Genomic DNA, 9,268 nt, shown 5'->3' with positions numbered 1-9,268 from the left:
GCTGAATCCCTCAGCCGAAATGCCGGAAGGTGGCGGTCGGGGGGGCGATAGGCCCTCCCCCCTCCGCCCACCCCAGGGGCCCGCAGGCCTGCGGCTCCACCAGCCGGCCGATCTGGCGTGCACCCGCCAGCCCCTGCAGCAGGGCCTCGGCCCAGGCCGGCTCCAGGGCCAGCACCAGCTCGAAATCCTCCCCGCCCCAGAGGCACCAGTCCTCCGCCTGGGCCCGGCCGGCAAGCTCCGCCGCCAGGGGCAGATCGCTCCGGGATAACAGGGCCGTGCAGCCGCTGGCCACGGCCAGGCAGGAGGCCGCGGCCGCCAGGCCGTCACTGCTGTCGCAGCCGGCCACCCGCCAGTCCAGGGCCGCAGGACGGCAGGCGCCCAGGGCCGCCACCGCATCGAACCGGGGCACGGGCCTGCGGTGGGCACGGATCGCCCGCTCCCGGCTGGCCGGCGCCAGGGCCGGCAGCGCCTCGCCCTGCAGCAGGGCCAGGCCCAGGCGGCTGAGCCCATGGGCGCCGGTGCTGACCAGCGCATCGCCCGGCCTGCCGTCCCCGCGGCGGATCGCACCGCCCCCCGCCGGCAGCCGGCCCAGGGCGGTGACGGCCAGCAGGCGCTGGCGACCGCCGCTGCAGTCGCCCCCGAGCAGCACGCCCCCGTGGGCCCCCAGCAGTTCCGCCATGCCGCCGTAGGCCCCCTCCACCCAGGCCCAGGGGGTGTGACCCGGGGCCACCAGGGCCACGGTGATGCCCACGGCGCCGAGGCAGCCCATGGCCGCCAGATCGGAGAGGTTGGCCGCCGCCGCCCGCCAGCCCACGTCGCCGGCGCCCATCGTCGCCTCGCTGAAGTGGACGTCCTCCACCAGCACGTCGGTGTTCAGCACCAGGGGCGGATCGCCCGCCGGCTGTCCCCCCAGCAGGTCCGGTCCGAGCAGGGCGGCGTCATCGTCGAACTGCCCCCGGGGGGCGAAGGCGCCGAGGCGCCGGATCAGCTCCGTTTCCCCCAGCTGCGCCAGGGTGGGCCCCTCAGGCATGGGGGCGCAGGTTGTCGGCCCCCTCGACCACCGACGCCCGGACGATGCCGTCATCGGCGGTGAGCTCCTCGAGCACGTCGAAGCCGTCCACCACATAGCCGAAGGCGGCGTAGCGCCCGTCGATCAGGTTGAGGCCCGCCGGGGTGAGCTCGGGTTCGAACAGGAACAGGAAGAACTGGGAGGAGCCGTCGCCCAGGGCCTCATCGGAGTGGGCCCATCCCAGGGTGCCCTTGCTGGCGAAGGGCAGCACCGGTTCGGCCTTGAACATCCCCAGATCCTCGAAGGTCTGGTTGTAGAAGGGGGCCTCCTGGCCGGGCACCATGATCTCCAGGGGCACCTGGCGCTCCTGCTTGCTGACCGGATCCACAAAGCCCGTCGCCGGGCCGACGGGATCGCCGGTCTGCAGCACGTAGAAGTCCTCGGCGCGGTTGAAGGGCAGGCCGTCGTAGAAGCCCCGCTGCACCAGGTCCACGAAGGCGCCGGCGGTGAGGGGGGCGTTGTAGCCGTCCACCACGGCGGTCAGGTCACCCTTGGTGGTGGTCAGCCGCACGGTGGCCCGGCCCAGCAGTCGGGGCAGGGCGTCGAACTCGGCGGGAATCGTGAACGGGAAGGGCCCCACCAGCAGGGCTTCGGCGCGGCCGATGTCGGCCAGGGCCTCCCGGCGGGCCGCCAGGAACCGGTCCCGGTCCTGGGCCTCGCCGGCGGCCGCCAGATCCTGCAGGCGCACGTCCGTGTCGGCGAGCAGGGCTTCGGCGGTGGGCCGGTCGGCGGGATCGAAGCTGGCCAGGATCCGCTCGCGGCTGCCGCCGAGCTGGGACTCGGCCCGGCGCACGGAGCCGGTCAGGCTGCTCCAGCGTTTGGCCCGCAGGTCGTCGCTGGTGTCCTCGAGGCGGTGCTGCAGCGCCTGCAGGTCGCGCTGCTCGATCGGCAGGGCGTTGCGCAGCAGGGCGGTGGGGTCGCTGACGGCGTTGCCCTGGGGCAGGTAGGCCCAGGCGGCGGGGACCGCCAGCAGCAGGGTCAGCACGAAGGTCAGGGCGGCCCCCAGCCGGGCGGCCAGCGTGGTGGTGAACCCGATGCGCCTGCGTCGCCGGTCCATGCTTCCCCTGTGACTGCCTGGACTTTGGCACAACCGGCCCGGGCCTCCGCCGCCGCCGTCCGCGGGTGGGCCTGTAGCCAGACGTACAATCCCCCGATCCGATCCGCCGGAATGATCTCCAGCAACGACTTTCGTACCGGCACAACGATTGAGCTGGATGGCCAGGTCTGGCGCGTCGTCGAATTCCTTCACGTCAAGCCAGGCAAGGGCTCGGCCTTCGTCCGCACCAAGCTCAAGGGCGTCCAGAGCGGCAACGTGGTCGAGAAGACCTTCCGCGCCGGGGAAACCATGCCCCAGGCCCAGCTGGAGAAGTCGACCCTCCAGCACACCTACATGGAAGGTGATGACTACGTCTTCATGGACATGGCCTCCTACGAGGAGACCCGCCTGACCGCCAAGCAGATCGGTGACGGCCGCAAGTACCTCAAGGAAGGCATGGAGGTGAGCGTCGTCTCCTGGAACGGCAAACCCCTGGAGGTGGAGCTGCCCAATTCGGTGGTGCTCGAGGTCACCCAGACCGACCCCGGCGTCAAGGGTGACACCGCCACCGGCGGCACCAAGCCGGCCATCGTCGAGACCGGCGCCCAGGTGATGGTGCCCCTGTTCATCACGATCGGCGAGAAGATCAAGGTCGACACCCGCACCGACAGCTATCTGGGCCGGGAGTCCTGATCGCCATGCAGCTCGATCACGACCAACTGCGCCAGCTGCTGGCCCTGCTCGGGGACAGCGACATCCAGGAACTCAAGCTCGAAGGCGACGACTTCCGGCTGGAGGTGCGCCGCAACCTGCCGGCCCCCGCGCCGGCGACGGTCACCATGGTGCAGGCTCCGGCCGGAGCACCGCCGCCGCCCCCTGCCCCCGCGGCCCCGGTCGGCGCCGCCCCCGGCCCTTCAGCACCCCCGCCCCCGGCCGCCTCGGTGCGTAGTGACCTGCAGGCCGTCACGGCGCCGATGGTGGGCACCTTCTACCGCTCGTCGGCCCCGGGTGAGGCCCCCTTCGTGGAGGTGGGCAGCCGCATCAGCGCCGGCCAGCCCGTCTGCATCCTTGAGGCGATGAAGCTGATGAACGAGCTGGAGTGCGAGTTCAGCGGCGAGGTGGTGGAGATCCTGGTGGAGAACGGCACCCCGGTCGAATTCGGCCAGGTGCTGATGCGGATCAAGGCGGGCTGAGCGCCACCGTCGCCGGGGGCTGACCCAGCTCCCAGGCGGTGTGGATCGCCGCCGCCATGCTGTCGGCCCTGGCGATGCCCCGGCCGGCGATCGCGAAGGCGGTGCCGTGGTCGGGGGAGGTGCGCAGGAAGGGCAGGCCCAGGGTGGTGTTGACGGCGGCATCGAACGCCAGCAGCTTCACCGGGATCAGCCCCTGGTCGTGGTACAGCGCCAGGTAGCCGTCCGCCCCTTCGGCCTGGCCCCTCCAGGCGGCCGCCGCCTCCAGCCAGCAGGTGTCCGGCGGCACCGGCCCCTCCAGCCTCACCTCCGGATGCTGGTCCTGCCAGCGCTCCAGGGTGGGAATCAGCCAGTCCTGCTCCTCCCGCCCCAGGTGGCCCCCCTCCCCCGCATGGGGATTCAGGCCCGCCACCACCAGCCGGGGCCGGCTGCGGAAGCGGCGGCAGAAGGCCAGCAGGGCCTCCAGCCGTTGGTGCACCAGCTCAGGGCCGAGCCGGGCGCTCACCTCGGCCAGGGGGATGTGGGTGGTGGCCAGCAGCGTGTTGAGTCGCCAGCCGCCGCCGGGGGCCACGGCGGTGAACAGCATCCCGGCGTCGGCGGCGCCGGTGAGTTCCGCCAGCCGCTCGGTCTGGCCGGGGTAGGCATGGCCCGCCGCCTGCCAGCTGGCCTTGGCGATCGGTGCCGTCACCAGGGCCCGGCCGCCGCCGGCGCCCACCAGCGCCACGGCCTCGGTCAGCCAGGCGAAGCTGGCCGCACCGGCGGCGGGGCTGCTCATCCCCGGGACCACCGGCTGCTCCAGGGGGATGTCCACCAGGGGGAACGCATCGGGGTCGGCCAGGGGCGCGTCGCTGCAGACCAGCAGCTGGCGGTGGCACTCCCGCAGCCAGCGGCCGCAGCCCACCAGCACCACCTCCTGGCCGGTGGGCCGTGGCCGGGCAAGGGCCTTGAGGGTCACCTCGGCGCCGATGCCGGCGGGATCCCCCAGGGCGATGACGAGGCGATCCGCAGTAGTTTTCATGCCATCGGGGGCTGTCGGGGTCGGTTCATGGTCCGCTTGCTGGTGCTGGGTGTGCTGCTGCTGGGAGGGGGGCTCGCCTTCCGCAATGAGTGGGTCGTGGTCGACTGGGAAAAGATGGGCAAGGACACCGGGCTGTCCTCCCTGATCGATCCATCGATCTTCGGCGCTCAGAAGAAGTCGCCGCTGCAGGACGACAGGCCCTCCCGGTAGGTGGGGTAGAGCAGGCGGTAGCCGAGGTCGTCCCTGAGCCTCCGGCTGCTGGCCCGACGATTCTCGCTCCAGAAGCTGCGGGCCATGGGACCCATGGCCGCGGCCACGTCCTCGTAGCGCTGCACCTCCGGCAGCGGGCAGCCCAGCAGATGGGCGGCCAGGCCCAGGATCTCGCTGGAGGGGCAGGGGAAGGTGTCCGCCAGGATCAGGGTGTCGGGCCTGGCGTCGGGGGACAGGGCGATGCAGTGCAGCACCGCACCGACGATGTCGTCGACGTGCACCCGCGAGAACACCTGGCCGGGCTTGTGGATGAGCCGGGCCGTGCCGTTGCGCAGGTTCACCATCGGGTTGCGGCCGGGGCCGTAGATGGCGGGCAGCCGCAGCAGCTGCACCGGCAGGCCGCTGCGGCGCCAGGCCTGTTCGCAGGCCAGCCGGGCCTGGCTGCGCTCCAGCAGCGGCCGGGTCGGGCTGGACTCGTCCACCCAGGCGCCGCCGGTGTCGCCGTAGACCCCGGTGGTGGAGAGGTAGCCCACCCAGGCCGGTGCCAGCTGACGCAGCCGGGTCTCGAGGGACTCCAGCACCGGATCGCGGCCGCCGGCATCGGGCGGGATCGTCACCAGCACGTGGCTGACCCCGGCCAGGTCGGCCTGGCTGGGCAGGGCCCCCTGGTCGGGATCGAAGTGCAGCCAGCCCCGGGCGTCGCCCGACGGGGCCGGCTGGCGATGGGTGAGCAGCACCGGCACGCCGGCCGCCTCCAGCGCCAGGGCGACGCGGCGGCCGCTGTAGCCGCCGCCGAGCACCAGCATCCGGTCGATGGCGGCGGCGGCGGCGGGCAGGGCCGGGTGGTCGATCCCGATGGCGTCGGCCTCCGGGTTGACAGAATCCTCCGTCATCAGTACATCTGTATCACTGTCCGTTGCCCCATCCCGTGACCACCTCGTCGTTCGGTGCCAGTCTCCCTGTCGGCCTCGCGCCATCCCGCCCCCTCGCCCGGCCGCTTGCCGGCCGCGGTCATCGGGCGCCGGCGCACCGGCAGCGGGCCTTCGCTCCGCTGCTGCTGGCCGTGGGGCTGATGCTGGGGGCCGTGGTGCTGGCGCCGGAGCAGCCCCTCGATCAGGAGGCCATCTGCCACCGCCACAACGGGGTGGAGGCCTGCCGCGTCTGGTGAGTCACCTCCGCTTCGGCGGCCGTGGCCGTCTCCGGTTCGGCGGGGGCCACCCACTGGAGCAGCCGCAGCGCCAGGCGCAGATCACCATCGGTCCAGGCCCGCAGGGCCATCGCCCGGCGCGGGTCGTAGAAGGGCTGGCTCCGGTACCAGACGAACGCATCGCTGTCCCCCTTGCGGCCGTTGCAGCCCAGGCAGGCCGGCACACAGTTCTCGGTGATGCTCTGGCCGCCGCGGCTGAGTGGATGCACGTGGTCGATGGATTCCGACGCCTCGCCGCAGTAGAGGCAGCGGCGGCCGGTCATCCGGTGCAGCGACTGTCGCCATCGACGCGCTCGCAGCTTGGGGCAGAGATCTTCGAGAAAGACTCCATCCCTGGCCTGCATCAGCGCGCCTCGGTTGGCGGAAGTTTGCCCTCAGCGTCCCGGGTGTCAATGTGTTCTTGATTGCTTTTTGCCGCATTGGCCACCCCCCTGGTGCAGATGCGCCTGGGCGCCTCGGGTCTGATCGAGGTGGTCAGTCCCTTCGACGCGGTCACCCAGGCGCAGCTGCGGGCCATTCGCCCCCGGGGCCAGTGGCTCAGCCGCCGCGGCTGCTGGCAGTTTCCCCTCGAGGCGGCCGCGGCGCTGCAGCAGCAGTGCGCCGGGCGCTTTCCGCTCACCCCGGAGCTGGCCCGCTGGTTCGGCTGGCTGGGGCAGCCCCTGCCGCCCCTGCCCCCCCACCGGGCCCTGGTGGCGGCGGCTGCCGCCGACGCAGAACTCCCTGACGGCCGCCGGCTGTTCCGCCACCAGCGGCTGGCGGTGCGCTGGCTGCTGGCCCGCCGCGGCGCCGTGCTGGCCGATGCCATGGGCCTCGGCAAGACCCTCAGTGCCCTGGTGGCCGGCCGCGCCCTGGTGCGCCTGGCCGACTGCCGGCTGGTGGTGGTGGCCCCGGCGGGGCTGCACCACCACTGGCGCCAGGAGGCGGCGGCCCTGGGCCTGCGCCTGGAGCTGCACAGCTGGGCCCGGCTGCCGGCCGAACTCCCGGCCGCCGGCACGGTGCTGATCGCCGACGAGGCCCATTTCGCCCAGACGCTCCAGGCCGCCCGCACCCAGGCGTTCCTGCGCCTGGCCCGCCATCCACGCCTGCGGGCGATCTGGCTGCTCACGGGCACGCCGATGAAGAACGGCCGGCCGGTCCAGCTCTTTCCCCTGCTGGCCGCCATCGGCCATCCCCTGGCGGCCGACCAGCGCCACTTCGAGGAGCGCTACTGCCAGGGGCACTGGCGGGAGCAGGGAGGCCGGCGGATCTGGCAGGCCAGCGGCGCCAGCCAGCTGGAGGAGCTGCAGCGGCTGGTGCGGCCCCTGGTGCTCCATCGCCGCAAGGGCCAGTGCCTGGACCTGCCTCCGAAGCGGCGGCTCGAGCGGCCCGTCAGCCTCGACCCCGCCGGCGCCGAGGCCTTCGAGCAGGCCCTGCAGGAGCGGATCGACGACTACCGCCGCCGGGCCATGGCCGGCGAGGTGCGCCGCGACGCCGAAGCCCTGGCCGTGTTCACGGCCCTGCGCCAGATCGCCTCGAGCCACAAGCTCGACGCCACCGTCTCGCTGGTGTCCGAGCTGGTGGCTGGCGGCGAAGCGGTGGTGGTGTTCACGGCCTTCGTGGCCACCGCCCTGGCGCTGCACGGGCAGCTCGGTCGGCCGGAGGATGGGGGGCCCCTGGTGGGCGCCGTGCCGCCGCCGCGCCGGCAGAAGCTGGTGGATGCCTTTCAGTCGGGCCGATCCCCTGTGCTGATCGCCACCTACGGCACCGGCGGCCTCGGCTTCACCCTGCACCGGGCCCGGCATGTGGTGCTGGTGGAGCGGCCCTGGACCCCGGGCGACGCCGAGCAGGCGGAGGACCGCTGCCACCGGATCGGCATGGGGGCCGCGCTCACCAGCCACTGGCTGCAGCTGGGTGTCGCCGACCGGCTGGTGGACGACCTGATCGCCAGCAAGGCCGAGCGGATCTCCCTGCTGCTGCAGGGCCAGGACAGCCTGCGTCGCCAGCGGGCCCTGCCGGCGCTGGTCCGCCAGTGGCTCGAGAGCGGCTGAGCCGCTGCCGGGCCCTCAGCCCCCCGGACGGGCGGGGGCGCCGTCGGCACAGCTGCTCCGCCGCACCTCCAGGTCCTGGCGCAGGATCGGATCCAGCTTGTCCTTCGGTACGGCGGCGGCCAGCACCGTGGCCCGGGCGATGTCCCGGCAGGCCGCCGTGGTGTTGCCGGCCAGGGTGTGCAGCAGGAAGCGCTCGTTGAGCGGCCCCGGGTCCTTCGGGAAGGCCGCCACCACCCGATCGCACTGGCGCAGGGCGCCGGGGAGGTCCTCCAGCTTCACGGTTCGCAGGCAGTCCTCCCGGGTGATCGGCCGCTGGGGGAGGGGCTCCTCGGCGCAGCCGCCCAGCAGCACGATCAGCAGCAGGCCCACCGGACCGATGGACGGATGCAGGCGGGCCCGCTCAGTTGTAACGCTCACTCCGGGTCATGCCGCTGCCACCAGCCTTACCACCGCCCACGACCGAGATGGAGGTGGGGCCGGGTTCCGGGCTGGCCGCGGTGCTGCCGGAGGTGCGCGGCGCAAACAGTTCGCCCAGGAAGCGGCCGCAATCGGGGAAGGTGCCGGGGTTCTGAACCACGGCCTCGGTGATCATCACGGCGGCGTGTTCGGGGGAGGTCTTGAACAGACCGGCGCTCTGGCGCTTGATCAGGGCGTAGGCGGCGTTCCAGCTCACTTCGTGGACGTTGCCGTTGTTGCGCATGAAGCAGTACACCTGGGCCCCCTTGCCCCCGGGGCCCTCGATGTCATTGCCGGCCCGGGCGCTCTGGGCGGTGCCGGCGCCGGTCAGCAGGACGGCCGCCGCCGCCAGGACGATCGGGCCCAGTCGGTGAGAGAGATAGTGGCGTGTGGCCATCGGACCGCAAGGGAAGAACGAGGTGGCCCAACGTATCGACCCCTGCGGCGCTGTCCAGGGTGGTCAGCCGCCCGGTGGGGTGGCGGTCGCCGGCAACACCAGCCGCACCACCAGCGGCAGGATCACCAGCACCGTGATCAGGCGCACGGCGTGCAGGGTGGCCACGGCCGCCCCGACGCCGAACTCCGCACCGACCAGGCTCATGCCGCTGATGCCCCCCGGGGCCGCCCCCAGCAGGGCCACCACCGGATCGACGCCCATCAGCCGGCTGCATCCGAGTCCCACCACCAGGCCGGTGAGCACCAGGGTGACCGTGATCAGCAGGGCGGGTCGCCACAGCTGGCGCAGTTCCAGCAGGGCCGTGCCGGTGAGGCCCGTGCCGATCACCGTGCCGATGCCGATCTCCAGCAGGGTGCGGGTGCCGACCGGCCACTGGGCCACCTCCAGCCGCCCCGTCACGCTGACCAGGGCGGCCCCCAGCAGGGCCCCGGCCAGGGGCGCCGCCGGGATGCCGGTGCGGAGGGCCAGCAGGCCGCCGGCGAGCCCGGCCAGCGCGTACATCAGCAGATGCCAGGCATGGTTCATCCGACGTGAGCCCGATCAACAGGGCCCACTCTGGGAGATCAGGGCCACAGGTGCTTGAGGGGGTGCCCCGGGT

At 73.0% G+C, this 9,268-nt stretch carries 13 protein-coding genes; 5 read left to right on the top strand and 8 right to left on the bottom strand.

The window, feature by feature from the left end; all coding sequences use genetic code 11:
• Nucleotides 1–10: 10 nt before the first annotated feature.
• Together thiL and KUG39_RS13850 are read right to left on the bottom strand one after the other, a co-directional pair.
• A complete protein-coding gene (gene thiL / locus KUG39_RS13855; protein WP_216915641.1) occupies nt 11–1,030 on the bottom strand; it encodes a thiamine-phosphate kinase in 1,020 nt (339 codons plus the stop codon).
• Nucleotides 1,023–2,126, bottom strand: coding sequence for a peptidylprolyl isomerase (locus tag KUG39_RS13850; protein ID WP_190612001.1), 1,104 nt, complete (start codon nt 2,124–2,126; stop codon nt 1,023–1,025). The genes thiL and KUG39_RS13850 overlap by 8 nt, the downstream gene beginning before the upstream one ends.
• Nucleotides 2,127–2,237: 111 nt before the next feature.
• Between KUG39_RS13850 and efp the strand changes: the two genes are divergently transcribed.
• Together efp and accB are read left to right on the top strand one after the other, a co-directional pair.
• The gene (gene efp, locus KUG39_RS13845; RefSeq protein WP_094587042.1) at nt 2,238–2,798 is read left to right on the top strand and encodes an elongation factor P; all 561 of its coding nucleotides are present in this window, start codon (nt 2,238–2,240) and stop codon (nt 2,796–2,798) included.
• A 5-nt stretch (nt 2,799–2,803) separates the two neighbouring features.
• Nucleotides 2,804–3,298 (top strand): acetyl-CoA carboxylase biotin carboxyl carrier protein, encoded by a 495-nt coding sequence (accB, locus tag KUG39_RS13840; protein ID WP_190612000.1) that lies wholly within the window; start codon nt 2,804–2,806, stop codon nt 3,296–3,298.
• On the opposite strand, the gene pdxA is transcribed toward accB, so the two are convergent.
• Entirely contained in the window at nt 3,285–4,313 is a 1,029-nt protein-coding gene (gene pdxA, locus KUG39_RS13835) for a 4-hydroxythreonine-4-phosphate dehydrogenase PdxA (protein WP_216915640.1), read from the bottom strand. The two genes, accB and pdxA, sit on opposite strands and share 14 nt — an antisense overlap.
• Nucleotides 4,314–4,340: 27 nt before the next feature.
• Here pdxA and KUG39_RS13830 point away from each other — a divergent pair, with 27 nt between their 5' ends.
• Nucleotides 4,341–4,523 carry a hypothetical protein gene (locus tag KUG39_RS13830; protein ID WP_094587036.1) on the top strand — a complete coding sequence of 61 codons (183 nt, stop codon included), beginning with the start codon at nt 4,341–4,343 and terminating at the stop codon, nt 4,521–4,523.
• Here the strand turns inward: KUG39_RS13830 and KUG39_RS13825 are convergent.
• Nucleotides 4,481–5,416 (bottom strand): SDR family oxidoreductase, encoded by a 936-nt coding sequence (locus tag KUG39_RS13825; protein ID WP_216915639.1) that lies wholly within the window; start codon nt 5,414–5,416, stop codon nt 4,481–4,483. The genes KUG39_RS13830 and KUG39_RS13825 overlap by 43 nt on opposite strands.
• 35 nt (nt 5,417–5,451) lie before the next feature.
• On the opposite strand from KUG39_RS13825, the gene KUG39_RS13820 reads away from it, so the two are divergent.
• Nucleotides 5,452–5,691 (top strand): hypothetical protein, encoded by a 240-nt coding sequence (locus KUG39_RS13820; protein WP_216918343.1) that lies wholly within the window; start codon nt 5,452–5,454, stop codon nt 5,689–5,691.
• Here the strand turns inward: KUG39_RS13820 and KUG39_RS13815 are convergent.
• Nucleotides 5,637–6,074: an HNH endonuclease gene (locus KUG39_RS13815; RefSeq protein ID WP_094587030.1), complete on the bottom strand. Its 438-nt coding sequence runs from the start codon at nt 6,072–6,074 to the stop codon at nt 5,637–5,639. The genes KUG39_RS13820 and KUG39_RS13815 overlap by 55 nt on opposite strands.
• 96 nt (nt 6,075–6,170) lie before the next feature.
• Here KUG39_RS13815 and KUG39_RS13810 point away from each other — a divergent pair, with 96 nt between their 5' ends.
• Nucleotides 6,171–7,757, top strand: coding sequence for a DEAD/DEAH box helicase (locus tag KUG39_RS13810; RefSeq protein WP_216915699.1), 1,587 nt, complete (start codon nt 6,171–6,173; stop codon nt 7,755–7,757).
• A gap of 15 nt (nt 7,758–7,772) precedes the next feature.
• Here the strand turns inward: KUG39_RS13810 and KUG39_RS13805 are convergent, their stop codons facing one another.
• The 3 genes from KUG39_RS13805 to KUG39_RS13795 all read right to left on the bottom strand — a co-directional run bounded on the left by KUG39_RS13805 (nt 7,773) and on the right by KUG39_RS13795 (nt 9,195).
• Nucleotides 7,773–8,174 carry a hypothetical protein gene (locus KUG39_RS13805; protein ID WP_143594173.1) on the bottom strand — a complete coding sequence of 134 codons (402 nt, stop codon included), beginning with the start codon at nt 8,172–8,174 and terminating at the stop codon, nt 7,773–7,775.
• Nucleotides 8,158–8,610 (bottom strand): DUF6554 family protein, encoded by a 453-nt coding sequence (locus tag KUG39_RS13800; protein ID WP_216915637.1) that lies wholly within the window; start codon nt 8,608–8,610, stop codon nt 8,158–8,160. The genes KUG39_RS13805 and KUG39_RS13800 overlap by 17 nt, the downstream gene beginning before the upstream one ends.
• Nucleotides 8,611–8,673: 63 nt before the next feature.
• Nucleotides 8,674–9,195: an AbrB family transcriptional regulator gene (locus KUG39_RS13795; RefSeq protein WP_094587024.1), complete on the bottom strand. Its 522-nt coding sequence runs from the start codon at nt 9,193–9,195 to the stop codon at nt 8,674–8,676.
• Nucleotides 9,196–9,268 lie beyond the last annotated feature (73 nt).

It is taken from the genome of Synechococcus sp. CCAP 1479/10 (genome assembly GCF_019038515.1).
In the GTDB taxonomy this organism is placed as follows: Bacteria; Cyanobacteriota; Cyanobacteriia; order PCC-6307; family Cyanobiaceae; genus Cyanobium.
This window is presented reverse-complemented; position numbering and strand designations above follow the sequence as displayed.